Source organism: Janthinobacterium sp. PSRC1-1, assembly GCF_049897525.1.
Lineage (GTDB): Bacteria > Pseudomonadota > Gammaproteobacteria > Burkholderiales > Burkholderiaceae_D > Janthinobacterium > Janthinobacterium tructae.
The window spans coordinates 522,018-546,133 of record NZ_JAFCWK010000003.1; the positions used below are offsets into that span (position 1 = coordinate 522,018).

A 24,116-nucleotide genomic window follows, 5' to 3' on the forward strand; every position below is an offset into this window, starting at 1 on the left:
TTAAGGAATCGGCCCGCGACAGGTCCACACTAACCAGACACGCACACGTGTAGGGGGGCACCATGGCCGAGCTAACGATCACCAACAACACACTGCGCTATGGTGCACGCGTCTATCCCATCCACAACCTGACGCAAACTTATGTGCAGGAGCGCGAACGCTTGCCCCGCTTCGGCCTGTTTACCATCCTGTTCTGCCTGGCACTGGCCTGGCTGCTGTGCATCCATGAACCATTGATCGTCGAGCGCCTGGCACTGCAGTGGTTCGGACGCCAGCCGGCATGGCCAGCATGGTTATACGTGCTTGCCGGCCTGGCATTGTTTGCCATTGCCTGCTACGGCCTGTGGGACCGCACGCAACTGACGTACTACACGCTGTTCGTGGAAACCTCGGCCGGCAGCTCCAGCCTGCTGCAGTCACGCGACAAGAAAGGTATCGAAGCCATCGCGCAAGCCATCATTAATGTCATGGAAAATCGTACTACGGCAGCCACCTATCACATCAATGTGGATCAGTCGAAAGTTACGTTTGGCGACGAATTCAGCAATATAGGCAGCGGCGCCAACATCAACAACCGGTCGGAGATAAAACACTAGGAGGGCATATGGGCGACCATTTCAGCGGCATCGGCGCCGGTGTCACCATCATCAACCGCTCACACATCGAAGGGTCGCTGAACCGCCTGCGGCAAACGGATGGGCAGGCTGTGGCGGATGCCTACCGCGAAGTCGTCGCCATGGTCGAACGCGCGGGCAATCGCGATGCGCAGGCGGCGCTGCAAGCGCTGAGCCGCGAACTGGAGCGGCGCGATGCCGAGCCAGGAGTGCTGAAAGCCTTATGGAAGGGATTGCTGGAATACTTGCCGGCCCTGCTGGAACTGCCGGCGGCGGCCGTGTTCGCCGCCCGCGCGCTGCAGGCCTGAACGCATCGCGCGGGGGCGCCAGGCCGCTGGCGTGGCAAGCAGGCGCTTACAGCAACACCATATTGTCGCGGTGGATCAGCTCATGGCCTTCCATGTAGCCGAGAATCGCCTCGATCTCGGTGGAGGGCTTGCGCATGATGCGGCGCGCTTCGCCGCTCGTGTAGTTCGACAGGCCGCGCGCCACGGGCACGCCCTCGGCATCGACGCAGGTAATCACGGCGCCGCGGCCAAATTCGCCGTTCACGCCCGTCACGCCGATCGGCAGCAGAGACTTGCCTTCCTGGCGCAGCTTTTGCACGGCGCCCGCGTCCAGCACGACGGCGCCGGCCGTGTGCAGATGATCGGCCATCCACTGCTTGCGCGCTGTCAACTGTCCCGTTTGTGCCAGTAACTGCGTACCGATCGCTTCGCCCTGCGCCAAGCGGCTGAGCACGTCGCTGTCGCGGCCCCAGGCGATGATCGTATGGGCGCCGGACTTGGCGGCGCGCTTGGCGGCGAGGATTTTCGTCAGCATGCCGCCACGCCCCAGGCTGCTGCCGGCCCCGCCGGCCATCGCCTCCAGGGCCGGATCGCCCGCCACGCCTTGCGTGATCAGGTGGGCGTTCGGGTCCTTGCGCGGGTCGGCCGAGAACAGGCCGTGCTGATCCGTCAGGATGACCAGCGCATCGGCCTCGATCAGGTTGGCCACCAGGGCGCCCAGCGTATCGTTGTCGCCGAACTTGATCTCATCGGTGACGACGGTGTCGTTTTCATTGATGATCGGCACCACGCCCAGGCGCAGCAGGGTCGTCAGGGTGGAGCGGGCGTTCAGGTAGCGTTCACGGTCCGCCAGGTCGGCGTGCGTCAGCAGCACTTGCGCCGTGCCCAGCTGGTGGGCGCGGAAGCTGCTTTCATAGATTTGCGCCAGGCCCATCTGGCCGACGGCGGCGCACGCCTGCAATTCGTGGATATCGGTGGGGCGCTGCTCGAAACCGAGGCGCAGCATGCCTTCGGCAATCGCGCCGGAGCTGACCAGCACGACTTCCTTGCCGAGGGCGCGCAAGCCGGAAATCTGCGCAGCCCAGCGGGCAATAGCGGCATGGTCGAGTCCGCGGCCATCGTTGGTGACCAGCGAGGAGCCGACTTTGATGATGATGCGGGTAGCTTTTTGAATCACGGAATCCATGGGGCGGCGCTCTTCACTTAATAGACGTCAGCGCGCAGGACGCAGCAGCAGCAAGGCCAGCCCCGCCGTCAGCTCCATTGCGCACATGAACAACACAAAACCCTGGGGCAAGCCGAAACTGATGGCCGCGTACAAACGGCCGGCGGGCTGCGCCAGGACCAACATTGCAGTGATATCGCCGAGGATGGGCGGTTCGCCCTGCCGTGCTGCGAACAGCGCCAGGAGCGCGGTAGCGCCCCAGACACCGACATGGGAGGCGTAGAACTGGCTGTAGCCATTGACGCCATTGAGGAAGATGCCCATGCCGGCCGCCAACTCATCGGCGAACAGCAGGCAGGCGACCACGCTCAGCCCGTAAGCATACGCGATCAGATGCAATACACGGCGCTGCCACGCTTGCTTGCGCGAAGACGCGACAGCGACCGCCTGTACCGACATCGGGATACAGCCTTAGTCGAGGATCTTGAAACGCGGATCATCCGGGTCGATCGACGAGATACCGCGTGCTTCTTCGGTCATCTGCGTTTCTTCGGCACGGCTTTCGCTGTGTTTCTTCGCTTCCAGATGTTGATAAATCGCATTCACCAGTTCCGGGCAACCCTGATGGTTCAGCGCGGAGATCTCGAAGACGGGACCTTTCCAGGCAAAACGCTTGAGGAAGTCCTTCACCAGCTTCTTGCGCTCTTCTTCCGGCACCATGTCGAGCTTGTTCAACACCAGCCAGCGCGGCTTGTCGACCAGCGACTCGTCGTATTTCTTCAGTTCCTTGACCAGCGCCTTGGCTTCCTTGACAGGATCGACGTTGGTTTCAAACGGCGCCAGGTCGACGATGTGCAACAGCAGACCCGTGCGCTGCAAGTGACGCAGGAATTGATGGCCCAGGCCCGCGCCTTCGGAAGCGCCTTCGATCAAGCCGGGAATATCGGCGATCACAAAGCTCTTCTCGTGCGACACGCGCACCACGCCCAGATTCGGGTGCAGGGTGGTAAATGGGTAATCGGCAATTTTTGGGCGCGCGTTCGAAACGGCCGAAATGAACGTCGACTTGCCGGCGTTCGGCATGCCCAGCAGGCCCACATCGGCCAGTACTTTCAGTTCCAGGCGCAGTTCGCGGCGTTCGCCTTCCTTGCCCTCGCCTTTTTGGCGTGGCGCGCGGTTGGTCGAGGACTTGAAGTGGATATTGCCCCAGCCGCCTTCGCCGCCCTTGGCCAGCATTTCGGTCTGGCCGTGTTCGGTCAGATCGGCCAGGATTTCGCCGCTCGCGTTATCGATGATCAAGGTGCCGACCGGCATGCGCAGGTGGATGTCATCGGCGCCCTTGCCATAGCAATCTGCGCCACGGCCAGGCTCGCCATTGCGAGCCTTGTGCATTTTGGAGAAGCGGAAATCGACGAGCGTGTTGATATTGCGGTCGGCGACTGCCCAAATGGTGCCGCCCTTGCCGCCATCGCCGCCATCGGGACCGCCGAAAGGCCGGAATTTTTCACGGCAGAAAGAGGCGCAGCCGTTGCCGCCATCGCCCGCGATGACTTCGATTTTTGCTTCGTCGATAAACTTCATAATTTTGCCGCCATAAAACTAAAAAGGCTCTACCTTGGGCAGAGCCTTTCGATTGAAGGCTTGCGCCTTACATCATGCGATCACGGCGGAGCGAACTGGCGCCCCGCGATGAATTACGCTGGTACTGCTGCGTTAGGTACAACGGTCACGAATTGCTTCGAACCGGCACCTTTGACAACGAACTTCACTTTGCCCGCGATCAACGCGAACAAGGTGTGGTCTTTGCCCATGCCTACGCCTTCGCCGGCGCGCACTGGCGTGCCGCGTTGACGAATGATGATGCCGCCAGCATTGATAGCTTGGCCGCCGTAGACTTTAACGCCCAGACGTTTTGATTCTGAATCACGGCCGTTTCGCGTTGTGCCGCCGCCTTTTTTATGTGCCATTTAAGACTCCTTGATAGCTGATTAATTCAAACAGCGGCGATTAGCCGTTGATCGAAACGATTTGGATTTCGGTAAAATTCTGGCGATGGCCTTGATGCTTTTGGTAATGCTTACGACGACGCATCTTGAAAATTTTGACCTTATCATGGCGACCATGCGCCACAACCGTAACCAGTACCGTTGCACCTTCGACCAATGGCGCACCAAACTTAATGGTGTCGCCCGCGCCTACTGCGAGAACTTGATCGATGGTGATTTCGGAACCAATGTCTGCCGGTATCTGTTCTACTTTAAGTTTTTCGCCAGCGACAACTTTGTATTGTTTGCCACCGGTTTTTATGACCGCGTACATGATTTGAAACCTCATCAAATGTTGAAAGAATTTGTCCCACTGCCACGCAAAGCAAGCCGTACACAACAGGGGGAACCAGCGATTATACACGGACTGAGAAATTGCGTCAAAAACTATTCACAAAGCTTGACGATCGTGGTATGTCGACAACCTGACCATCATGTCAGGCTTGCGCCAGGCGGACAGAAAAGCACGCGCCAGTGCCAACAAGGTCAAACAATTGCTCTACAGTCATCGGCAAACATCACGCTCGCGCAAGCCATGTCGTATAATCGCCGCACCCACAATCTAATGCAGGTTCGCCTTGTCTGACGCTAACAAACACGTTAACCAAAACACCATCGTGCAAACGATTGCCGCCGATATGGACGCAGTCAATACGGTGATCCGCCAAAAACTGCACTCCGACGTGATTCTGATCAACCAGATCGCTGAATACATCATCAGTGCAGGCGGCAAACGCATCCGTCCCGTGCTGATTTTGCTGGTGGCCAATGCCCACGCTTATCGCGGCACGGCGCACCATGAACTGGCCGCCGTGGTTGAATTCATCCATACCGCCACCCTGCTGCACGATGATGTCGTCGATGAATCGTCGATGCGCCGCGGACGCCAGACGGCCAACGCCCTGTTCGGCAATGCGGCCTCGGTGCTGGTAGGCGACTTCCTGCACTCGCGCTCGTTCCAGCTGATGGTGTCGCTCAATAATATGCGCGTCATGCAAATCCTCTCCGACGCCACCAACGTGATCGCCGAAGGCGAAGTGCTGCAGTTGCTGAACATGCACGATCCGGACGTGACGCAAGAGAGCTACCTGAACGTCATCCGCTCGAAGACAGCCAAGCTGTTCGAAGCGTCGGCGCAACTGGGCGCCCTGATCGCCGGCGCCAGCGAAGACGATATCGAAGCGGCTGCCGAATACGGCCGCTCGCTGGGCACGGCCTTCCAGCTGATCGACGACGTGCTCGACTATGCAGGAGACGCCACCGAAATCGGCAAGAACGTGGGCGACGACTTGCGCGAAGGCAAACCGACCATGCCGCTGATCTGGCTGATGGAAAACGGCACGCCGGAGCAACGCGAACTGGTGCGCAGCTGCATCGAGCAAGGCGACGAACAGCATTTCGACGCCATCCTGGCCGCCATCACCAGCAGCGGCGCCCTCGACTACACGCGCAAGCAGGCGGAAATCGCCGGCCAGCGCGCCGCCGATGCCATCGCCGGCTGGCCCGACAGCGTCTACAAGCAATCCATGCTGCAACTGTGCTCGTTTGCCGTGGACCGCAATCACTGATCGCGTTTCACTATCAGCGATAAAAAACGGCGCCACTGGCGCCGTTTTCTTTATGTGCCGCTGCTGCGTTCGTGCTCCATCGCCGCGCCCGCCAATGCCTGCACGATGGCCGGCTCCGACTCCAGCCGTTCGCTGTAGCGGCTGCCCAGGTAATCACGGCGGTCGCGCACCAACAGGGTGAATTTATACAGCTCTTCCATCACATCGACCAGACGCTCGTAATACGGCGACGGTTTCATGCGGCCCGCGTCGTCGAATTCCTGGTACGCCTTGGCCACCGAAGACTGGTTCGGGATAGTCACCATGCGCATCCAGCGTCCCAGCACGCGCAAGCCGTTGACGGCGTTGAACGATTGCGAACCGCCCGACACTTGCATCACGGCAAGGGTGCGTCCCTGCGTGGGCCGCACGCTGCCCGTTTCCAGCGGCAGCCAGTCGATCTGCGATTTGAACACGCCCGTGACGGCGCCATGCCGCTCGGGACTGCACCACACCTGCCCTTCCGACCATAGCGACAGCGCGCGCAGCTCCTGCACTTTCGGATGCTCGGGCGAGACGCTGTCGACCATGGGCAAGCCATGCGGATCGAACACGCGCGTCTCGGCGCCAAAATGGCGCAGGATGCGTTCCGCTTCCAGTGTCAGCAGCTTGCTGTACGAGCGTTCGCGCAAGGAGCCGTACAGCAGCAGGATGCGCGGCGCATGCGTGGACACGTTGACCGGCGCCAGTTTATCCAGGCTGGGCAAGTCCAGGTGCGCGGCGCTGATGTTGGGTAACTCATTGGCGAGCTTGTCCATCTCAGACCACCGGCTTGCCGTCGGCGCCCACCACGGCCTGGCCGTCTTCCTTGACGAATGCCCCTTGCTGCGGCAGCGGCAGGATCTCCAGCACTTTTTCCGACGGCCGGCACAGGCGCACACCCAGTTCCGTGACGACGATGGGGCGGTTGATCAAGATAGGATGGGCTTGCATGGCATCGAGCAGGGCCGCATCGCTCAGCTCAGGATTGGCCAGGCCCAGCTCCTCGTACAGGGCGCCCTTGTCGCGCATCACCGCGCGCACGGACAGGCCGGCACGCTTGATCAGGTTGACCAGCTCCTCGCGCGAAGGCGGATGCTTGACGTAATCGATGATGACGGGCTCGACGCCCGTGTTGCGGATCAGGGCCAGGGTATTGCGCGAAGTGCCGCACGCCGTGTTGTGATAAATGGTGATCGTCATGTCGTGGTTTCCTTCAGTAAATGTGGTTCGCTGACGCAGCAAGGCGCGCCGGCGCAGCAGTTCTCGCTCAAAAAGGCCAGCAAGCCGTTCATGCCCGCATAGTTGGCGGCATAGATGATGGAGCGCCCCGCCTTGCTCGCCGTCACCAGATCGGCGTGCGCCAGTTCCTTCAGGTGAAACGACAGCGACGATGGCGCGATGGCCAGCGCCTCGGCGATTTTCGTCGCGGCCATGCCCTCCGGCCCCGTCTGCACCAGCAGGCGGAACACGGCCAGCCGCGATTCCTGCGCCAGCGCCGCCAGCGCCGCGATGGCGGCCGTGCTCGTCAGCGGCCCGGCTTGCAGCGTCATTATGTTTTCATTTTCCATACTTCAATAATAATCGAATTATGGAATCAATGCCAGCAATCGCGATACGTACGTATCCCAGCGCACCGACCGTCATGGCCTATCGGTCTACCTTGATGACAAATCACTGCGATTGGCATCCCATGACACGCTCGACACCCCTGAAAATCCTCGGCTGGAGCCTGGCCGCCCTGCTGGCCCTGATCGCCCTGCTCGTCATCGTCGTGCTGACCTTCGACTGGAACCGCGCACGCCCCTATATCAACGAGAAGGTGTCGGCAAGCACGGGGCGCAGCTTCGTCATCGCCGGTGACCTGCAAGTGAAATGGAAACAAGGCCTCAAAACGGAGCCGGGCTGGCGCCGCTATGTGCCGCGCCCTGTCATCAGCGCGCAGGACGTGCGCATGAGCAACCCGGACTGGGCCACGGCCGGCCCGCAACTGGCCAGCGCGAAACGCATCGACGTGGCTCTCCATCCGCTGCCCCTGTTGCAGCACAGGCTGGTGCTGACGGACCTGGCGCTCGAAGCGCCAAACATCGCCCTGCAGCGGCGCGCCGACGGCAGCAACAGCTGGACCTTGAAGGATAACGGCCCGTCGGCATGGGAGGTGGAAATCCAGCGCATGGCCTTTGGCGACGGCGCCATCCGTTACCTCGACGAAGGCATCGCGCTGGACGTGCGCGCCAAGGTCAGCTCGACGGCGCCCGACGCCACGCCGGGCGACGCGCCAGGCAACGCGCCCGTGGAAAAATACGGCATCGAATTTACCCTGGGCGGCAGCTACCGCAAGGCGCCCGTGACGGGCGGCGGCAAGGCCGGCGCCGTGCTGTCCTTGACCGACAACAACACCGTCTATCCCGTGCAGGCGCACGCCGTGCTGGGCAAGAACAAGGCCAGCATCGCCGGCACCCTGACGGACCCGCGCTCGCTGTCCGGCATCGATTTGCAGCTGAGCCTGGCCGGCGCCAGCATGGCCGACCTGTACCCGCTGACAGGCGTGCTGCTGCCGGAAACGCCGGACTACGCCACCAAGGGTCGCTTGCTGGGCAAGAAGGATGGCGCCAGCTGGAGCTGGACGTACCAGAACTTCAAGGGCAAGGTGGGCCAGAGCGACCTGGCCGGCACCCTGCACTATTTGCCGCGCCAGCCGCGTCCCTTGCTGCGTGGCGAAGTGACGTCGCAGCAGTTGCGCCTGGAAGACCTGGGCCCCACCATCGGTGCCGACAGCAATGCGCAAAAACAGGCGCGCGGCAAGGCGCCCGTGCAACCCGACAACAAAGCCTTGCCCGTGGAACAGTTCAACACGGCCAACTGGAATGCGCTCGACGCCAACGTGAAGTTTACGGGCAAGAAACTGGTGCGCACGCACGATATCCCGCTCAACGACGTCGTCGCCAACATCCACATGAAAGACAAGGTGCTGAGTCTGACGCCGCTCAACTTCGGCATGGCCGGCGGCGACATCACTTCGAACATCACGCTCGATGGCCGTCAAAAGACCATCGCCGCGCAAGCCAAGGTGACGGCGCGCCACCTCAAGATTCGCGAACTGTTTCCCAAGCTGCAATCGATGCAAGCGAGCTTCGGCGAAGTGTATGGCGACGCGGCGCTGACAGGCCACGGCAACTCCGTCTCGGCCATGCTGGCCAGCGCCAATGGCGAGCTGGCGGCCACCGTCAGCGAAGGCTCCGTCAGCCAGTTCATGCTGGAACTGGCCGGCCTGAACCTGGCCAATGCCGTCTTCGTGAAAATCTTCGGCGACAAGCAAGTGCACCTGAACTGTCTGGCCAGCGACTTCGCCGTCACGAATGGCCAGGCCGACGTGCGCCGCTTCGTGCTCGACACGGACACGGCGGTGGTGAATATCACGGGCAACGTCAACCTGGCAAGCGAAACCCTGGACCTCGACGTGCGCCCGCGCACCAAGGGCGCCCGCATCATCACCCTGCGCACGCCGCTGTATGCGAAAGGCACGTTCAAGAACCCGGACGTGGGCCCGCAAAAAGGTCCGTTGGCATTAAAAGCTGGCGCCGCCGTGGCGCTGGCCACCATCGTCACCCCGCTGGCCGCCCTGCTGCCGCTGGTCAGCGTCGACAAAGCCCCCGACACGGACTGCGCCGCCGTCATGGCGCAAGCGAACGCCACGCGCAAGGCGGCCACGTCACCGGCGACAAAGGCACCGGCGAAAAAAGTCAGCGAAGCGGACATCAAAAAGGCCCAGCAGGAAAAGCAATAGACCTTGACGCAGCCGCTTGAAAGCCACCCCGCCATCTGCTGTAATGAAGGAAAGCGGGGTGTGGCTCAGCCTGGTAGAGCGCTGCGTTCGGGACGCAGAGGCCGGAGGTTCGAATCCTCTCACCCCGACCAGCATCGTCAAATGCCGTCGCGCTCTGCTTACCTTAATTCGTGTCACAAATCTGCATCGCTGGTTGGCATAGCTTTCTGAGAAGACGTCAATGCCATGATGAATCATTTGCCAGAGCAAGCAGCAAACAAGAAGAAAGCATATCTGCTTGGACTGCTCATCGGATTTCTCCCGATCCTCGCCTTTTTCCTGCTCCTGATCGATCACCCGACTGAATTGCTTGGGATATTCACAGGTATCAGCGTGCCTGATTTCAACGACAGGCCACTGAAAATCCCGCTGGCCTGCGGCGCACTGTGCCTGTTTCTTTGGGCGTGGCTCAAGCTAGGGAAATCAGGAAGAATGACGATCGGCGAACAGTATGGATTGCTTTTTATTGCAACACTTATTGTCGTGGTGCGGTTCTTGGTTTTCCTGCAGCAATTGGGACTAGCCTTGAGAGGCATGCCATGGTAATCGCCACCCAAGCAGCCGGAGCAGTCAACGCCGGCGTCAGGAAACAGACGCCGCGCCGCAGGCTAACGCCCCAACAAGGAGCATGATCATGCGTCCAAGCATGCCACGAACACCTCAGGTAAATCAAGGCAAGCGTACGGCATCTGGCGCCATGCGCACCAGGCTGTCACGTGACGATAGCAACGCTGTCAAGAAGACCAGCAACAGCATGGCATGGGGTATCACGATCATTTCGGCCATCAGCCTGGCCCTTACATTGATTAGTCCATTTTTGGTTGCCGGTGTTCTCATATTCGCCGTGATTCTGATTTCCATCGTCCCCATGTTTGGGACACAACTGGGAACCCTCTACTTCAGGAAGTTTGTAATTAGCCCCGCCACTTGCGAGCCCGTCAGAGCGCATGCGGCGCTGCTGCAGGTGTTGTCTGCCCCGAGAAAAAAGACTGAGCCTGTCGTCTCGACAGCCAACTGCGTTGCGCTTTTCAAGGATGCAACCCGGGTGGCAATTGGTCGCGTGGTCGTCTCGACACCTTCCGCTATCGTGCTGTTCGAGCCGGTCAGCGGTTCTACACAGCGGGTGCCGATAGGCGAATTGACCGTGCAAGTTGTCGATCATGTTCCAGCAATCAATCACCCTTAACCCTGGTGCAATCCTGGAGCACTCAAACCGATGACTCACACCAGCCCGGTCAGATAATAAGTGGCAATCACCAAAAATACGACACCCGTCTTGATCACGGTGATGCCGAAAATATCGCGGTAGGACTGCCGGTGCGTCAGGCCAGTTACGGCCAGCAGGGTGATGACGGCGCCGTTATGCGGCAAGGTGTCCATGCCGCCGCTGGCCATGGCCACCACGCGGTGCATCACTTCGAGCGGAATGTGGGCCTGGTGCGCGGCGGCGATGAAGCTGTCGGACATGGCGGCCAGCGCGATGCTCATGCCACCCGAGGCCGACCCCGTGATGCCGGCCAGGGCCGTCACCGAGACGGCCGCATTGACCAGCGGGTCGGGCACGCTGCGCAGCGTATTGCTGACGGCGATAAAACCGGGCAGCGCGGCAATGACGCCGCCGAAGCCATATTCGGAGGCCGTATTCATGGCTGCCAGCAAGGCGCCGCCGACGGCGGTCTTCGTGCCTTCGGCAAAGGAATCCTTGATGCGCCGGAAGGCGGTGGCGCATACCAGCAAAATGCCCAGCAACAAGGCCCCTTCGACGGCCCAGATGCCGACCACGGCGCTGATCGAGGTGGTCACGGGCGCATGCAGGCCCGGCAACTCATCGCTGGTGATGACGTGGCTGGCGCCATACCAGCGAGGTATCGCATGCGTCAGCAGGAAATTGGCCACGCCCACCAGCAACAGCGGCGCAAGCGACAGCAGCGGCGACGGCAGATTCGCCGGGTCGGCCGGCGCGACCGGCTCGGTATCGCCGCCATAGCCTTCGCCGCTGGCCATCACCGAACGCCGCCGCCATTCCAGGTAGGCCAGGCCAGTTGCCACCGTCAGCACGGCGCCGATGGTGCCCAGCCAGGGCGCGGCCCAGCCCGTAGTCTGAAAGAAAGTGGTGGGAATGATGTTCTGGATCTGCGGCGTGCCGGGCAAGGTATCCATGGTGAAGGAGAAGGCACCGAGGGCGATGGCGCCCGGCATCAGGCGCTTGGGGATGTTGCTTTGGCGGTAAAGCTCGGCCGCAAACGGATACACGGCAAACACCACCACGAACAGCGACACGCCGCCATACGTCAGGGCGCCGCACACGGCAACGATCACGGCATTGGCGCGCGAGCGGCCGATATAGCGGATGGCGGCCACCACGATGGACTGGGAAAAGCCGGACAGTTCGATCAGCTTGCCGAACACGGCGCCCAGCAGGAACACGGGGAAGTAGAGCTTGATAAAGCCCACCATCTTTTCCATGAAGATGCCGCTGAACACGGGCGCCACTGCCGATGCGTCGGTCAGCAGCACGGCGCCCAGCGCGGCCACGGGGGCGAACAGGATCACGCTGTAGCCACGGTAGGCGGCCAGCATGAGGAAGGCCAGGGCGGCCAGCACTATCAGAAAAGACATGTCGTTCGAACCTCTGTGGAAAATTTATTGTTCAGCAACCATGCAAAAAGTATCATGGTTTGTACTGATTTCCTATTGGAAATATCAATTTCTCCGCAGGTGCAACGTCCCGGACATATTTCCCGCCCCGACGAGACGCATACCTTTTAAGTATCGAATGGATACCCAATCGGTGTTGGACGCCACCTCACCAGTTATCTATTCTCCATATATCAGATAACAGTCAGGGTGATATCTTGCCGCACAGCATAAAACCACAGCAGCACGCAGCCAGCCTGCCGCCGGAACCGCGCGATGGCGGCCAGGCCGTCGGCGCGCTGCGTCTGGCCGACTGGTCAGTATCAGCCATGGCCGCCGGATTCATGGCCGTGCTGGTGTCGTATGCGGGTCCGCTGGCGATTTTTTACCAGGCGGCCCAGGCGGCACACATGAGCAATGCCATGTTTGCCTCCTGGGTCTGGGGCATTTCCATCGGCGCGGGACTGGCGGGCATTTTCCTCAGCTGGAAGCTGCGCCTCCCCGTCATCACGGCCTGGTCGGCGCCCGGCACGGCGCTCCTGATCACCCTGTTTCCAGCCATGCCGGTCAGCGAAGCGGTGGGCGCGTACCTGACGGCCGCGCTGATCCTGCTGGCCATCGGCGTGACGGGCCAGTTCGACCGCCTGATGGCGCTCATCCCCAAAGGCATTGCCAGCGGCATGATGGCCGGCATCTTGCTGCCATTTGGCCTGAATGCCTTCAAATCCATCGGCTCGCTGCCACTCCTCAGTTGCGGCATGATCGCCGCCTACCTGGTGTTCAAGCGCCTGCTGCCGCGCTACTGCATCGTGCTGTTGCTGCTCAGCGGCGCGCTGCTGGCCTGGGCCGGCGGCCACACGCACTTTGACGGCATCACGCTGGAGCTGGCCACGCCGCGTTTCATCGCGCCCAGCTGGTCGTGGGCCGCCACCTTCAGCCTGGCGCTGCCACTGGTGCTGACCACCCTGACCGGCCAGTACCTGCCCGGCATGGCCGTGCTGCGCGGGGCCGGCTATGACAGCCCGGTGCGCCCCATCCTCACGACCAGCAGCCTGGCTTCGCTGGCCGTGGCCTGCACGGGCGGCATCACGATCGCCATCGCCGCCATCACCGCGGCCATGTGCACGGGGCGCGATGCGCACGACGATCCCGCGCGGCGCTACATCGCCGGCGTGGCCAACGGCCTGTTCTACCTGCTCGCCGGCCTGTGCGGCGGCTCGCTGGTGATGCTGTTTTCCGCCCTGCCGCGCGAACTGGTGGCTACCCTGGCCGGCCTGGCACTGCTGGGCGCCATCACCGTCAACCTCGCCGGCATCGCGGCGGCCGAAGACCACCGCGAAGCGTCCGTCATCACCTTCCTTGCCACCGCCTCGGGCATGAGTTTCCTGGGCCTGGGCTCGGCCTTCTGGGGCATTTTGATCGGCATGCTGGCCTGCTGGCTCCTGCATGCCAGGCGACGGCAGGCCGCGCCCCCCTCCTGACGCACCTCCCGCACTTCCCTTCACTACACCCGCGCGCCCATCCGGCCGCGCGGCTGGCCCGCCACAACCCACAACAACACCCAGGAGACTTGCATCATGCGACATATCGACGTACACGAATTATCCGACAAGGCCCGTTTCAACCGCTTCCACGCCGGGGTGCTGCTGTGGTGCGCCCTCATCATCATCTGCGACGGCTATGACCTGGCCGTCGCCGGCATCGCCCTGCCCTCGATCATGAAAGACATGGGCGTGACGGCGCAAAACGCGGGCTTCATGGTCAGTTCCGCGCTGTTCGGCATGATGTTTGGCGCCATCTTCCTCGGCACCATCGCCGACCGTATCGGACGGCGCAAGGCGATCGCCATCTGCATCGCGCTGTTCAGCGTCTTCACGGCGGCGGCGGGCTTCACGCACGACCCGTACACCTTCAGCGCCATGCGCTTCCTGGCAGGGCTGGGCATCGGCGGGGTGATGCCCAATGTGGTGGCGCAAATGACGGAATACTCGCCGAAGAAAATCCGCGCCACCATGGTCACCCTGATGTTCAGCGGCTATGCCGTGGGCGGCATGCTGGCGGCGCTGCTGGGCAAGGGACTGCTGGAAACCTACGGCTGGTCGTCCGTCTTCCTGGCCGCCGGCCTGCCCGTGCTGCTGATACCCGTGATCCTGAAAATGCTGCCCGAATCGATGCCCTTCCTGATCCGCGAAAACCGCCTCGATGAACTCAAGCAGATCGTCGCGCGCATGGAGCCGTCGTATCGTCCCGATGCGGGCGACCGCTTCGCCCTGCCCGCGCAGGACCGCGCCGAGGGCGCGCCCATCGGCAAACTGTTCCAGGATGGGCGCGGCTTCAGCACCGCGATGTTCTGGATCGCCTTTTTCATGTGCCTGTTCATGGTGTATGCGCTCAGCTCCTGGCTCACCAAGCTGATGGCCAGCGCCGGCTACAGCCTCGGTTCGGCCCTGACCTTCGTGCTGGTGCTCAATTTCGGCGCCGTCATCGGCGCCGTCGGCGGCGGCTGGCTGGCGGACCGTTTCAACATCAAGTATGTGCTGATGGGCATGTACGCGCTGGCGGCCGTGTCGATTACCCTGCTTGGCGTCAAGGTGCCGACCGAACTGCTGTTCCTGCTGGTGGGCCTGGCCGGCGCCTCGACCATCGGCACGCAGATCGTCACCTATGCCTATGCGGGCCAGTTCTATCCGATGGCGATCCGTTCGACCGGCATCGGCTGGGCATCGGGCGTGGGCCGCAGCGGCGCCATCCTGGCGCCCATCGCCATCGGCACGCTGGTCGGCATGGCGCTGCCGCTGGAACACAATTTCATGGCCATCGCCATCCCTGCGGCCATCGCCGTCATCGCCGTATCGCTGATACGCCACGGCCGTTCGGCCTCGGTGCAAGCGGCACCGGCGATGCCGCCACGCGCGCGCGCCGTTCAATCATAAGCACGACGACATCACGACAACAACGGAGACCAGCATGAACAACACCATCGCCTGCACGGCATTGATCGCGGCAGGATGCCTTAGCACGGGTGCACACGCCCAGCAAGTAACCATCTACGGCCTGCTTGACCTGGGCATGGCCTACACCACCAATGCCAACGGCGCGGGCGACAGCATCGTCAAGATGCCGTCGCTGACGGCCTCGCTGCCCTCGCGCATCGGCTTTCGCGGCAGCGAAGACCTGGGCGGCGGCGCGCAAGCCATCTTCGCCCTGGAAACGGGCATCGGCGCCGACACGGGCACAACGGGCCAGGGCAACCGCCTGTTCGGCCGCGCCGCCTATGTCGGCCTGAAAAACGCCTACGGCCAGCTGATGCTGGGCCGGCAAGTGAACATGACCTTCCTCGCCACCGCCAGGTCGGACATCATCGGGCCCAACATCTTCAGCATCAGCAGCCTCGATCTGTACCTGCCCAATGCGCGCAGCGACAATGCCATCGGCTACCTGGGTGTGTTCAAGGAATTGACGGTGGGCGCCACCTACAGCTTCGGGCGCGATGCGTCTTCGGCGGGCGGGCCGGCCGCCACCGGCTGCGCGGGGGAAGTGCCCGGCAATGCGCGCGCCTGCCGCCAGGTGACGGGCATGCTGGCCTGGGATACCAGGACATGGGGCGCCTCGGCCTCGTACGACCAGCTGCGCGGCGGCCCCGGCGCGGCCAACGGCCTGGTGCGCGCAACCGATACCGACCGGCGCATTTCGCTCAATGGCTACGCGGTGCTGGGACAAACCAAGATCGGCGGCGGCGCCATCGAGCGCCGCATCGATGCCGCCAGCGACAGCCGCCTGGGCCTGTATTACCTGGGCGCGTCCTACACCTTCGACGGCCCGTGGCAGCTTGACGGTCAGCTGTCGCGGCTCGATGTCAAGGACAGCCCGAAGGCATCCAATCTGGCGGTGCTGCGCGCCACCTATTACCTGTCCAAGCGCACGGCCATCCACGCCTCCCTGGGCCGCATGCAGAACAAGGGCGGCGCCGCCATCGCCCTCGATGCCGGCGGTACCGTGGGCGCGGGGCTGAATCAGTCCGGCGTGCTGATGGGCGTGCGCCACGCGTTCTGAACCCGTTGCTTCATCAGAGCGTTTCCTTCACGTGCGGCAGCTTGCAGGCGTCGTAGATCTCATAGATCACGGCCAGCATGTTGGACAGTTCTTCCGAGCGGTCCATCAGCCGCACGCTGAAGATGATGGGCGAGATGGCTTGCCGGTCATCGATGGTGCGGTACACCACGTCGTTGCGCTTCATGCCCTGCAGGCTGTCAGGCACGATGGCGATGCCCTGGCCCGCGCCCACCAGGCCGATGGCGATCTGCAGTTCGCGCACCTCGATCACCTGCTGCGGCACGATCATGCGATCGCTGAAGGTGGCCAGCACCTGGTCGGCAAAACTGGGACGGGGCGCCTTCGGATAAACGATGAGCGGGTCGTGCAGCAGGTCGTTCATCTTCAGCGGCCCTGCTTGCGCGGCGAGCCGGTGCCCCATGGGCAGCGCCACGATCAGCGGCTCCTCGCGCAGCACGATGCGGCGTATCGCGGCATCCTCGCGCTTGAGGCGGCCGAAGCCGACATCGATACGGCCTTCCTTCAATGCCTGCAGTTGCTCCATCGTGGTCATCTCGTGAAAACTGATCTCCACCGCCTGATAGCGTTCGCGAAAGCGCCGCACGATCTCCGGCAGCAGGCCATACAGGGTAGAGGCGACAAAGCCGATCGACAAGGTGCGCTCGATCTTGCCCACGCGCTGAGTCATGGTCTTCAGGTCGGCAGCCTTGGCCAGCAGCTCCTGCGCATGCGCATAAAAGAAGCGTCCCGCCTCGGTCAGGTGCAAGGGACGCGATCCCTTTTCGATCAGCTGCACTTCCAGCTCTTCTTCCAGCTGCTGGATCTGGCGGCTTAACGGCGGCTGGGCGATGTGCAGGCGCTCGGCGGCCCGCGTGAAATTCTTCTCTTCCGCGACGGCGACGAAATAACGCAGGTGACGCAGCTCCATATATACCTTTTAAGTATTGAAACCATACCAAAACAGTGTTGGACGTGGGGTGTGACGGGGAATATCGTACACATACCTGCTCACATTATACAAATTAAATATGATACTCAGCATAGAAACCATCCTCGCCGACGTGCCAACCATCCGCGCGCACAAGATGTCGGTAGCCACCATGAAGTCGCAGACGCTGGTGCTGGTGCGCGTACGCTGCGCCGACGGCATCGAGGGCTGGGGCGAAGCGACCACCATCGGTGGCCTGAACTATGGCGAAGAGAGCCCGGAAAGCATCAAGACGAATATCGACACGCATATCGCCCCCTTGCTGGTCGGCATGGAGGCGAGCGGCGTGGCCATGGCCATGGCGAAAGTGCGCAAGACCATCCAGGGCAACCGCTTTGCCAAATGCGCGATCGAGACAGCCTTGCTCGATGCGCAGGGCCAGCGCCTGGGCGTGCCGCTGAGCGAACTGCTGGGCGGCCGCGTGCGCGATGCGCTGCCTGTCGCCTGGACCCTGGCCAGCGGCGACACGGCGCAGGACATCGCCGAGGCGCAGCAGATGCTGGAACTGCGCCGCCACCGCATCTTCAAGCTGAAGATCGGCTCGCGCAGCGTGGCTGACGATGTCTCGCATGTGCTGGCCATCAAGCGCGCCCTGGGCGACGCGGCCAGCGTGCGGGTCGACGTCAACCAGGCGTGGAGCGAGCTCGATGCCATGCGCGGCATCGCCGCACTGCAGGATGGCGGCGTGGATCTGATCGAACAACCGGTGCGCGCCGATAACACGGCCGCGCTGGGCCGCCTGGCTGCCCGTTTCGACGTCGCCATCATGGCCGACGAGGCGCTGCACGGCCCCGGCGACGCCTTCCGCCTGGCCTGCGCCGGCAGCGCCGACGTGTATGCCGTCAAGATTACCCAGTCGGGGGGGCTGATCCCCGCGCAGCAAGTGGCCACCGTGGCACAGCTGGCCGGCATCGGCCTGTATGGCGGCACCATGCTCGAAGGCAGTATCGGCACGGCAGCCAGCGCCCACCTGTGCGCCACCTTTGCCGACCTGTCGTGGGACACGGAGCTGTTCGGCCCCCTGTTGCTGACCGAGGAAATCCTGCGTGAGCCGCTGGTCTACCGCGACTTCATGCTGCAGGTGCCCACCGGTCCCGGCCTGGGCGTACAGATAGACACCGACAAACTGCGCCGCCTGGCGCGCCAATAAGGAGATTGCCATGCTGTTTCACGTGAGGATGGATGTAAGACTGCCGCCCGACATGCCGGCCGACCGGGCCGACGCGCTGAAAAAAGAAGAAAAGGCGCTGGCGCAGCGCCTGCAGGAACAGGGCCAGTGGCGCCATCTGTGGCGCATCGCCGGCCAGTATGCCAACGTCAGCATCTTCGACGTGGCCGGCAACGAGGAACTGCACGCGCTGCTGCTGTCGCTGCCGCTGTACCCCTACATGCAGATCGAGGTGATGCCCCTGTGCCGGCACCCGTCGTCGGTCCGCGCAAACGATCTTTAACCGCCGCAGCATCATTCCCAACAGAGGAGACAAACATGACACACAATGACATCGATACCCTGGTAAAAAGCTGGATCGTCGACGCCGCCGACCGGCCGGCCCATCCACGCGTGCAGGCCATCGTCCTGCGCCTGGTGGGCGATCTGTGCAAGGCCATGGAAGACCTGGATATCCAGCCCGCCGAATTCTGGACTGGCCTGGACTTCCTTGCCAACGCGGGCGCCGCACATGAACTGGGCCTGCTGGCGCCAGGTCTGGGCCTGGAGCGCTTCATGGATATCCGCGCCGACGAAGCCGAGGCCAAGGCCGGACTGCAAGGCGGCACGCCGCGCACCATCGAAGGCCCGCTGTATGTCGCCGGCGCCCCCGCAAGCGAAGGCTTTGCCCGTCTTGACGACGGTAGCGAAAGCGCACAGGCTGAAGTGCTGTTCATGCAGGGTACCGTCTACGACCAGCAGGGCAAGCCGCTGCCGGGCGCCAAGGTCGAAGTCTGGCACGCCAACCTGATGGGCAATTACTCGTTCTTCGACCAAAGCCAGTCATCGTTCAATCTGCGCCGCACCATCTACGCCGACGCGCAGGGACGCTATCAGTTCCGCAGCATCATGCCCAAGGGCTACGGCTGTCCGCCGGATGGCAGCACGCAGCACCTGCTGGACCTGCTGGGCCGCCATGGCCAGCGCCCTGCCCACATCCACTTTTTCATCAGCGCCGAAGGCCAGCGCCAGCTCACCACGCAGATCAACATCGATGGCGATGCCTACCTGTGGGACGACTTCGCCTTTGCCAGCCGCGAAGGCCTGGTGCCGGCCGTCACGCATGTCAGCGATGCCGCAGCCATCGCCGCAAAGGACCTGCAACAGCCGTTTGCCTCGATCGACTTCGACTTCCACCTGTATCCGGAAACCGCAGCCGCACCGACCTCGCAAATCGAACGCAACCGCGCAGCCGCCTAGAGGTCACGCCATGATCCCCATCCACCCATACCGGCCAGCCGCCAGCCAGGCGCCCGATCTCGATGCCTTGCTGGTCGAGGACCAGGCCACGGGCGACCATCGCCTGCACCGCAGCGCCTTCACCGATGAAGCCCTGTTCGAACTCGAGATGAAGCACATCTTCGAAGGCAACTGGATCTACCTGGCGCATGAAAGCCAGATCGCCAACAACAATGACTACTACACCACGCACATTGGCCGCCAGCCCGTCTTCATCGCGCGCAACCGCCTGGGCGAACTGAATGCCTTCATCAACGCCTGCAGCCATCGCGGCGCGCAGCTGTGCCGCCACAAGCGGGGCAACAAGGCTACCTATACCTGCCCGTTCCACGGCTGGACCTTCAACAACAGCGGCAAGCTGCTGAAGGTGAAGGATCCGGAGAACGCGGGCTATCCGGAATGCTTCAACAAGGAAGGCTCGCACGACCTGAAAAAAGTCGCGCGCTTCGCCAACTACAAGGGTTTTCTGTTCGGCAGCCTGAACGACGACGTGGCGCCGCTGGAAGAATTCCTCGGCGAAGCCGGCAAGATCATCGACATGATCGTCAACCAGTCGCCGGACGGACTGGAAGTGCTGCGCGGCGCCTCCACCTATACCTTTGAAGGCAACTGGAAGCTGCAGGCGGAAAATGGCGCGGACGGCTACCACGTCTCTGCCGTGCATTGGAACTATGCGGCCACCACCAACCGCCGCAAGGAGCAGCTGGCGCAGCGCGAGGACAAGATCCGCGCCATGGATGCGGGCAACTGGGGCCGCCAGGGCGGCGGCTTCTATGCCTTCAAACAGGGGCACATGCTGCTGTGGACGCAGTGGGCCAATCCGGAAGACCGGCCGAATTTCTCGCGCCATGCCGACTATGCGCGCCAGTTCGGCAAGCCGACGGCGGACTGGATGATCAGCCGTTCGCGCAATCTGTGCCTGTACCCGAACGTCTACCTGATGGACCAGTTTGGCTCGCAAATCCGTTTGCTGCGCCCGATCTCCGTCGACAAGACGGAAGTGACGATCTACTGCATTGCGCCGAAGGGCGAGGACGACGCAGCGCGTGCGCAGCGCATCCGCCAGTACGAAGACTTCTTCAACGTCAGCGGCATGGCCACGCCGGATGACCTGGAAGAATTCCGCGCATGCCAGCAGGGCTATGCGGGCAGCGCCATGCCATGGAACGACATGTGCCGCGGTGCCACGCACTGGATCGAAGGCGCCGACGCGGCCGCGCAAGAGATTGGGCTGGAGCCAATCATGAGTGGCGCGCGCACCGAGGATGAAGGCCTGTACACGGTGCAGCACCGCTACTGGCTCGACGTCATGAAACGGGCGCTGGCGGCCGAAGGAGAACAGCCATGAGCGCCATCGCGCAGCACGACATCGCCAGCTTCCTGTACCGCGAAAGCCGCCTGCTGGACGACGAACAATGGGACGACTGGCTCGATTGCTATCACCCGGATGCACAATTCTGGATGCCGGCCTGGGACGATGACGACACCCTGGTCACCGATCCGCAGCGCGAGATTTCGCTGATCTTCTACCCGACCCGCCAGGGCCTGGAAGACCGCGTCTTCCGCATCAAGACCGAGCGTTCCAGCGCCACCATGCCCGACACGCGCACCAGCCACAACATCGCCAACATCGAGCTGGAAAGCCAGGACGGCGCCATCTGCACGGTGCGCTTCAACTGGCATACGCTGAGCCATCGCTACAAGCGCGACTACAGCTACTTCGGCATGTCGCGCTACATCATCGACTTTTCCGGCGCACAGCCGCTGATCCTGAACAAGTATGTCGTCCTGAAGAACGACTACATCAACCAGGTCATCGACGTGTACCACATTTAACAAGCTTCACCAGCAAGGAGACCGACGATGAGCCATAACATCGCCCTGCAATTCGAAGACGGGATCACCCGCTTCATTTCATGTAACGACAATGAAAAGCTGTCCGATGCGGCTTATCGCCAGAAAATCAACATCCCGCTCGATTGCCGCGATGGCGCCTGCGGCACCTGCCGGGGGCACTGCGAGTCCGGCAGCTACGACCTGCCCGCGTCGAGCTATATCGAGGATGCGCTGACGCCGGAAGAAGCGGCGCAAGGCCATATCCTGGCTTGCCAGATGCGTCCCACCTCCGACTGCGTGGTGAAGATCCCGGCCACCTCCGCCGCCTGCAAGACGGCCGTGGCCAGCCACGCCGGCACTGTGGCATCGGTACGGCATCTGTCGCCATCGACGATTTCGTTTGCCATCGACCTGGCCGATCCTGCCGCGCTCGACTTCCTGCCGGGCCAGTACGTCAACGTGGCCATTCCGGGTACCAGCCTGACGCGTTCGTACTCGTTCAGCTCGGCCCCGGGCGCGGCACAGACGCAGTTCGTGGTGCGCAATGTCCCCGGCGGGCAGATGAGCGGCTACCTGAGCGATGCGGCCCAACCGGGCGCAGCGGTCAGCTTCGCCGGTCCCTATGGCAGCTTTTACCTGCGGCCCGTGCAACGCCCTGTCCTGCTGCTGGCGGGCGGCACGGGCATCGCACCCTTTTTGTCAATGCTGGGCGCACTGTCCACGCACGGCTTTCCCCAGCCCGTGCGCATGGTGTACGCCGTCACCAATGAGCACGACCTGGTGGAACTGGAGCAGCTCGCCCGCATCGCCTCTGCCCATCCGCAGTTCTCCTACGTCACCTGCGTGGCGGCCGCCGACAGCAACCATGCGCGCAAGGGCTATGCGACGGCCCACGTGGAGCCGGCGTGGATGAACGGCGGCGATGTCGATGTGTACCTGTGCGGCCCTGTCGCCATGGTCGATGCGGTGCGCAACTGGCTCAATGAGACGGGCGTGACGCCCGCCAACTTCTACTACGAGAAATTCTCGGCAAGCAGCGGAGTGTGAAAAATGAGTGATCGTCAACGATTTTCCGACAAGGTCGTGCTGGTAACGGGCGCGGCGCAGGGCATAGGCCGCGGCGTCGCGCTGCGCGCCGCGCGCGAAGGCGCACAGCTGGTGCTGGCTGATCGCGCCGACCTGGTCGAACAGGTGGCCGCCGAAGCGATTGCCCTGGGCGCGCGCGTCAGCGTCTGCAAGGCCGACCTGGAACACTATGCGGGCGCGCGCCAGCTGGCCGATCTGGCCATGACCGATTTCGGCCGCATCGACGTATTGATCAACAATGTGGGCGGCACCATCTGGGCACAGCCTTTCGAGGTCTACCAGGAAGAACAGATCGAAGCGGAAATCCGCCGTTCGCTGTTCCCCACTCTCTGGTGCTGCCGCGCGGTGCTGCCGGCCATGCTGGAACAGGGCGGCGGCGCCATCGTCAATGTCTCGTCGATCGCCACGCGCAGCATCTACCGCGTGCCGTACGCGGCGGCCAAGGGTGGCGTGAATGCGCTGACGGCCAGCCTGGCGCTGGAAAACGCGCAACACGGCATCCGCGTCAATGCAGTCGCCACGGGCGGCACGGAAGCGCCGCCTCGCGCCATTCCGCGCAACAGCACGCCCCTCAATGAGCAGGAACTGCGCTGGTACCAGGGCATCGTCGACCAGACCATCGCCCACAGCGCCATGCACCGCTATGGCAGCATCGATGAACAAGTGGGCGCGATCCTGTTTCTCGCCTCGGATGAAGCGTCGTACATCACGGGCAGCGTGCTGCCTGTCGGTGGCGGCGATCAGGGATAAGGGGCGCACATGCCAATCGCAGACATCAATGGACTATCGCTGCATTACCGCAGCGAAGGCGACCCGCGCCAGCCTTGCCTGGTGCTGTCGAATTCCCTCGGCACCGATCTGAGCATGTGGGATGCGCAAGCCGAAGCACTGGCGCCGCACTTCCACGTGCTGCGCTATGACACGCGCGGCCATGGCGCCTCCGGCAGTCCGCCCGGCCCCTACAGCGTGCAGATGCTGGGCCAGGACGTGGTAGGCCTGCTCGACCACCTGCGGATCGGCCAGGCGCATTTCTGCGGCCTGTCGATGGGCGGCGTGATCGGACAATGGCTGGCCATCCATGCGCCGCAGCGCCTGCACAAGCTGGTATTGGCCAATACGGCCGCCAAGGTCGGCACGCAGCAAGGGTGGGCCACGCGCGCGCACAGCGTGCGCCAGGAGGGACTCGATGTCATCGCAGCCAGCGCCGCGGGACGCTGGTTCAGCCAGGGATTCGTCGCCGCGCGCCCGGCCACCATCGCCGCCATGCTCGACAAGCTGCGCCAACAGGATCCACAAGGCTACGCCAGCTGCTGCGACGCACTGGCCGAGGCCGACCTGCGCGGCGCCATTCATGCCATCGTCGCACCGACACTGATCATCGCCGGCATCCTCGATCCGGTCACCACGGTCGCCGACGCCATGCAGATGCAGCAGGCTATCTTCCATGCGGAATTGGCTACCGTCGATGCCTCGCACCTGTCGAACATCGAAGCGGAACTGGCCTTTACGGGACTGCTGCTGGACTTCCTGCGCGCCGACTAAACCCG

General features: G+C 62.8%; 27 protein-coding genes and 1 tRNA gene. 18 read left to right on the top strand and 10 right to left on the bottom strand.

Annotated elements, in window-relative coordinates:
• Positions 1-62 precede the first annotated feature (62 nt).
• Entirely contained in the window at positions 63-596 is a 534-nt protein-coding gene (locus tag ACP7DW_RS08890; RefSeq protein ID WP_426054494.1) for a DUF6232 family protein, read from the top strand.
• A gap of 8 nt (positions 597-604) precedes the next feature.
• Positions 605-922 carry a hypothetical protein gene (locus tag ACP7DW_RS08895; RefSeq protein WP_426054493.1) on the top strand — a complete coding sequence of 106 codons (318 nt, stop codon included), beginning with the start codon at positions 605-607 and terminating at the stop codon, positions 920-922.
• Between the two features lie 46 nt (positions 923-968).
• On the opposite strand, the gene proB is transcribed toward ACP7DW_RS08895, so the two are convergent.
• The 5 genes from proB to rplU all read right to left on the bottom strand — a co-directional run bounded on the left by proB (position 969) and on the right by rplU (position 4,385).
• Positions 969-2,087, bottom strand: a complete 1,119-nt coding sequence (gene proB, locus ACP7DW_RS08900; RefSeq protein ID WP_426054492.1) for a glutamate 5-kinase — start codon at positions 2,085-2,087, stop codon at positions 969-971.
• A 27-nt stretch (positions 2,088-2,114) separates the two neighbouring features.
• The gene (locus ACP7DW_RS08905; RefSeq protein ID WP_282409446.1) at positions 2,115-2,525 is read right to left on the bottom strand and encodes a hypothetical protein; all 411 of its coding nucleotides are present in this window, start codon (positions 2,523-2,525) and stop codon (positions 2,115-2,117) included.
• 12 nt (positions 2,526-2,537) lie between these two features.
• On the bottom strand, positions 2,538-3,647 hold the full coding sequence (obgE, locus tag ACP7DW_RS08910) for a GTPase ObgE (protein WP_100875747.1): 1,110 nt from the start codon (positions 3,645-3,647) through the stop codon (positions 2,538-2,540).
• A gap of 113 nt (positions 3,648-3,760) precedes the next feature.
• The gene (gene rpmA, locus ACP7DW_RS08915; protein WP_010395157.1) at positions 3,761-4,033 is read right to left on the bottom strand and encodes a 50S ribosomal protein L27; all 273 of its coding nucleotides are present in this window, start codon (positions 4,031-4,033) and stop codon (positions 3,761-3,763) included.
• 40 nt (positions 4,034-4,073) lie between these two features.
• Entirely contained in the window at positions 4,074-4,385 is a 312-nt protein-coding gene (gene rplU / locus ACP7DW_RS08920) for a 50S ribosomal protein L21 (protein WP_038500602.1), read from the bottom strand.
• Positions 4,386-4,689: 304 nt separating this feature from the next.
• On the opposite strand from rplU, the gene ispB reads away from it, so the two are divergent.
• Positions 4,690-5,679, top strand: a complete 990-nt coding sequence (ispB, locus tag ACP7DW_RS08925; protein WP_096234007.1) for an octaprenyl diphosphate synthase — start codon at positions 4,690-4,692, stop codon at positions 5,677-5,679.
• A gap of 50 nt (positions 5,680-5,729) precedes the next feature.
• Here ispB and arsH read toward each other — a convergent pair whose 3' ends face one another.
• Genes arsH through ACP7DW_RS08940 form a run of 3 tightly spaced genes read right to left on the bottom strand, consistent with a single transcriptional unit; the run spans position 5,730 to position 7,250 of the window.
• Positions 5,730-6,476 (bottom strand): arsenical resistance protein ArsH, encoded by a 747-nt coding sequence (gene arsH, locus ACP7DW_RS08930; protein WP_426054491.1) that lies wholly within the window; start codon positions 6,474-6,476, stop codon positions 5,730-5,732.
• Position 6,477: 1 nt separating this feature from the next.
• Positions 6,478-6,900, bottom strand: a complete 423-nt coding sequence (gene arsC / locus ACP7DW_RS08935; RefSeq protein ID WP_426054490.1) for an arsenate reductase (glutaredoxin) — start codon at positions 6,898-6,900, stop codon at positions 6,478-6,480.
• Entirely contained in the window at positions 6,897-7,250 is a 354-nt protein-coding gene (locus ACP7DW_RS08940) for an ArsR/SmtB family transcription factor (RefSeq protein ID WP_243136217.1), read from the bottom strand. The genes arsC and ACP7DW_RS08940 overlap by 4 nt, the downstream gene beginning before the upstream one ends.
• A 140-nt stretch (positions 7,251-7,390) precedes the next feature.
• Between ACP7DW_RS08940 and ACP7DW_RS08945 the strand changes: the two genes are divergently transcribed.
• The 4 genes from ACP7DW_RS08945 to ACP7DW_RS08960 all read left to right on the top strand — a co-directional run bounded on the left by ACP7DW_RS08945 (position 7,391) and on the right by ACP7DW_RS08960 (position 10,709).
• A complete protein-coding gene (locus ACP7DW_RS08945; RefSeq protein WP_426054488.1) occupies positions 7,391-9,484 on the top strand; it encodes an AsmA family protein in 2,094 nt (697 codons plus the stop codon).
• Between the two features lie 54 nt (positions 9,485-9,538).
• A tRNA-Pro gene (locus tag ACP7DW_RS08950) sits at positions 9,539-9,615 on the top strand.
• 94 nt (positions 9,616-9,709) lie between these two features.
• Entirely contained in the window at positions 9,710-10,069 is a 360-nt protein-coding gene (locus ACP7DW_RS08955; protein ID WP_426054487.1) for a hypothetical protein, read from the top strand.
• A gap of 88 nt (positions 10,070-10,157) precedes the next feature.
• Positions 10,158-10,709: a hypothetical protein gene (locus ACP7DW_RS08960; RefSeq protein ID WP_426054486.1), complete on the top strand. Its 552-nt coding sequence runs from the start codon at positions 10,158-10,160 to the stop codon at positions 10,707-10,709.
• A 35-nt stretch (positions 10,710-10,744) separates the two neighbouring features.
• Here the strand turns inward: ACP7DW_RS08960 and ACP7DW_RS08965 are convergent, their stop codons facing one another.
• Positions 10,745-12,142: a GntP family permease gene (locus tag ACP7DW_RS08965; protein ID WP_289951736.1), complete on the bottom strand. Its 1,398-nt coding sequence runs from the start codon at positions 12,140-12,142 to the stop codon at positions 10,745-10,747.
• A 275-nt stretch (positions 12,143-12,417) separates the two neighbouring features.
• Here ACP7DW_RS08965 and ACP7DW_RS08970 point away from each other — a divergent pair, with 275 nt between their 5' ends.
• The 3 genes from ACP7DW_RS08970 (at position 12,418) to ACP7DW_RS08980 (ending at position 16,213) form a co-directional block, all read left to right on the top strand.
• A complete protein-coding gene (locus ACP7DW_RS08970) occupies positions 12,418-13,641 on the top strand; it encodes a benzoate/H(+) symporter BenE family transporter (RefSeq protein ID WP_426054852.1) in 1,224 nt (407 codons plus the stop codon).
• A gap of 96 nt (positions 13,642-13,737) precedes the next feature.
• Positions 13,738-15,093 (top strand): MFS transporter, encoded by a 1,356-nt coding sequence (locus ACP7DW_RS08975; protein WP_426054485.1) that lies wholly within the window; start codon positions 13,738-13,740, stop codon positions 15,091-15,093.
• A gap of 34 nt (positions 15,094-15,127) precedes the next feature.
• Positions 15,128-16,213: a porin gene (locus ACP7DW_RS08980; RefSeq protein WP_426054484.1), complete on the top strand. Its 1,086-nt coding sequence runs from the start codon at positions 15,128-15,130 to the stop codon at positions 16,211-16,213.
• A 13-nt stretch (positions 16,214-16,226) separates the two neighbouring features.
• Here ACP7DW_RS08980 and ACP7DW_RS08985 read toward each other — a convergent pair whose 3' ends face one another.
• On the bottom strand, positions 16,227-17,141 hold the full coding sequence (locus ACP7DW_RS08985; protein WP_426054483.1) for a LysR family transcriptional regulator: 915 nt from the start codon (positions 17,139-17,141) through the stop codon (positions 16,227-16,229).
• 100 nt (positions 17,142-17,241) lie between these two features.
• Between ACP7DW_RS08985 and ACP7DW_RS08990 the strand changes: the two genes are divergently transcribed.
• From ACP7DW_RS08990 to pcaD, 8 genes are read left to right on the top strand one after another with little or no spacing between them, the layout of a single operon-like run.
• Positions 17,242-18,351 carry a muconate/chloromuconate family cycloisomerase gene (locus ACP7DW_RS08990; protein WP_099760498.1) on the top strand — a complete coding sequence of 370 codons (1,110 nt, stop codon included), beginning with the start codon at positions 17,242-17,244 and terminating at the stop codon, positions 18,349-18,351.
• A 10-nt stretch (positions 18,352-18,361) separates the two neighbouring features.
• Positions 18,362-18,652, top strand: a complete 291-nt coding sequence (gene catC, locus ACP7DW_RS08995) for a muconolactone Delta-isomerase (protein WP_426054481.1) — start codon at positions 18,362-18,364, stop codon at positions 18,650-18,652.
• Between the two features lie 35 nt (positions 18,653-18,687).
• Positions 18,688-19,608, top strand: coding sequence for a catechol 1,2-dioxygenase (gene catA / locus ACP7DW_RS09000; protein ID WP_071079235.1), 921 nt, complete (start codon positions 18,688-18,690; stop codon positions 19,606-19,608).
• A 10-nt stretch (positions 19,609-19,618) separates the two neighbouring features.
• Positions 19,619-20,995, top strand: a complete 1,377-nt coding sequence (gene benA / locus ACP7DW_RS09005) for a benzoate 1,2-dioxygenase large subunit (protein ID WP_426054480.1) — start codon at positions 19,619-19,621, stop codon at positions 20,993-20,995.
• Complete coding sequence (gene benB, locus ACP7DW_RS09010) at positions 20,992-21,483, top strand: benzoate 1,2-dioxygenase small subunit (protein ID WP_141171877.1); 492 nt, start codon at positions 20,992-20,994, stop codon at positions 21,481-21,483. Before benA ends, benB begins: the two co-directional genes overlap by 4 nt.
• 27 nt (positions 21,484-21,510) lie before the next feature.
• Complete coding sequence (gene benC / locus ACP7DW_RS09015; RefSeq protein ID WP_426054479.1) at positions 21,511-22,530, top strand: benzoate 1,2-dioxygenase electron transfer component BenC; 1,020 nt, start codon at positions 21,511-21,513, stop codon at positions 22,528-22,530.
• A 3-nt stretch (positions 22,531-22,533) separates the two neighbouring features.
• Positions 22,534-23,319: a 1,6-dihydroxycyclohexa-2,4-diene-1-carboxylate dehydrogenase gene (locus ACP7DW_RS09020; protein ID WP_426054478.1), complete on the top strand. Its 786-nt coding sequence runs from the start codon at positions 22,534-22,536 to the stop codon at positions 23,317-23,319.
• 9 nt (positions 23,320-23,328) lie between these two features.
• Positions 23,329-24,111, top strand: coding sequence for a 3-oxoadipate enol-lactonase (gene pcaD, locus ACP7DW_RS09025; protein ID WP_426054477.1), 783 nt, complete (start codon positions 23,329-23,331; stop codon positions 24,109-24,111).
• Positions 24,112-24,116 lie beyond the last annotated feature (5 nt).

What these genes read in the sequence shown, in the direction of transcription:
- catC (WP_426054481.1), top strand. Translation starts at nt 18,362, where the DNA reads ATGCTGTTTCACGTGAGGATGGATGTAAGACTGCCGCCCGACATGCCG.
- ACP7DW_RS08905 (WP_282409446.1), bottom strand. Translation starts at nt 2,525, where the DNA reads ATGTCGGTACAGGCGGTCGCTGTCGCGTCTTCGCGCAAGCAAGCGTGG.
- ACP7DW_RS08960 (WP_426054486.1), top strand. Translation starts at nt 10,158, where the DNA reads ATGCGTCCAAGCATGCCACGAACACCTCAGGTAAATCAAGGCAAGCGT.
- ACP7DW_RS08990 (WP_099760498.1), top strand. Translation starts at nt 17,242, where the DNA reads ATGATACTCAGCATAGAAACCATCCTCGCCGACGTGCCAACCATCCGC.
- obgE (WP_100875747.1), bottom strand. Translation starts at nt 3,647, where the DNA reads ATGAAGTTTATCGACGAAGCAAAAATCGAAGTCATCGCGGGCGATGGC.
- rpmA (WP_010395157.1), bottom strand. Translation starts at nt 4,033, where the DNA reads ATGGCACATAAAAAAGGCGGCGGCACAACGCGAAACGGCCGTGATTCA.
- ACP7DW_RS08895 (WP_426054493.1), top strand. Translation starts at nt 605, where the DNA reads ATGGGCGACCATTTCAGCGGCATCGGCGCCGGTGTCACCATCATCAAC.
- ACP7DW_RS08955 (WP_426054487.1), top strand. Translation starts at nt 9,710, where the DNA reads ATGATGAATCATTTGCCAGAGCAAGCAGCAAACAAGAAGAAAGCATAT.
- benB (WP_141171877.1), top strand. Translation starts at nt 20,992, where the DNA reads ATGAGCGCCATCGCGCAGCACGACATCGCCAGCTTCCTGTACCGCGAA.
- ACP7DW_RS08975 (WP_426054485.1), top strand. Translation starts at nt 13,738, where the DNA reads ATGCGACATATCGACGTACACGAATTATCCGACAAGGCCCGTTTCAAC.
- proB (WP_426054492.1), bottom strand. Translation starts at nt 2,087, where the DNA reads ATGGATTCCGTGATTCAAAAAGCTACCCGCATCATCATCAAAGTCGGC.
- benA (WP_426054480.1), top strand. Translation starts at nt 19,619, where the DNA reads ATGATCCCCATCCACCCATACCGGCCAGCCGCCAGCCAGGCGCCCGAT.
- ACP7DW_RS08940 (WP_243136217.1), bottom strand. Translation starts at nt 7,250, where the DNA reads ATGACGCTGCAAGCCGGGCCGCTGACGAGCACGGCCGCCATCGCGGCG.
- benC (WP_426054479.1), top strand. Translation starts at nt 21,511, where the DNA reads ATGAGCCATAACATCGCCCTGCAATTCGAAGACGGGATCACCCGCTTC.
- catA (WP_071079235.1), top strand. Translation starts at nt 18,688, where the DNA reads ATGACACACAATGACATCGATACCCTGGTAAAAAGCTGGATCGTCGAC.
- ACP7DW_RS08985 (WP_426054483.1), bottom strand. Translation starts at nt 17,141, where the DNA reads ATGGAGCTGCGTCACCTGCGTTATTTCGTCGCCGTCGCGGAAGAGAAG.
- ACP7DW_RS08890 (WP_426054494.1), top strand. Translation starts at nt 63, where the DNA reads ATGGCCGAGCTAACGATCACCAACAACACACTGCGCTATGGTGCACGC.
- ACP7DW_RS09020 (WP_426054478.1), top strand. Translation starts at nt 22,534, where the DNA reads ATGAGTGATCGTCAACGATTTTCCGACAAGGTCGTGCTGGTAACGGGC.
- arsH (WP_426054491.1), bottom strand. Translation starts at nt 6,476, where the DNA reads ATGGACAAGCTCGCCAATGAGTTACCCAACATCAGCGCCGCGCACCTG.
- ACP7DW_RS08945 (WP_426054488.1), top strand. Translation starts at nt 7,391, where the DNA reads ATGACACGCTCGACACCCCTGAAAATCCTCGGCTGGAGCCTGGCCGCC.
- rplU (WP_038500602.1), bottom strand. Translation starts at nt 4,385, where the DNA reads ATGTACGCGGTCATAAAAACCGGTGGCAAACAATACAAAGTTGTCGCT.
- pcaD (WP_426054477.1), top strand. Translation starts at nt 23,329, where the DNA reads ATGCCAATCGCAGACATCAATGGACTATCGCTGCATTACCGCAGCGAA.
- arsC (WP_426054490.1), bottom strand. Translation starts at nt 6,900, where the DNA reads ATGACGATCACCATTTATCACAACACGGCGTGCGGCACTTCGCGCAAT.
- ACP7DW_RS08965 (WP_289951736.1), bottom strand. Translation starts at nt 12,142, where the DNA reads ATGTCTTTTCTGATAGTGCTGGCCGCCCTGGCCTTCCTCATGCTGGCC.
- ACP7DW_RS08980 (WP_426054484.1), top strand. Translation starts at nt 15,128, where the DNA reads ATGAACAACACCATCGCCTGCACGGCATTGATCGCGGCAGGATGCCTT.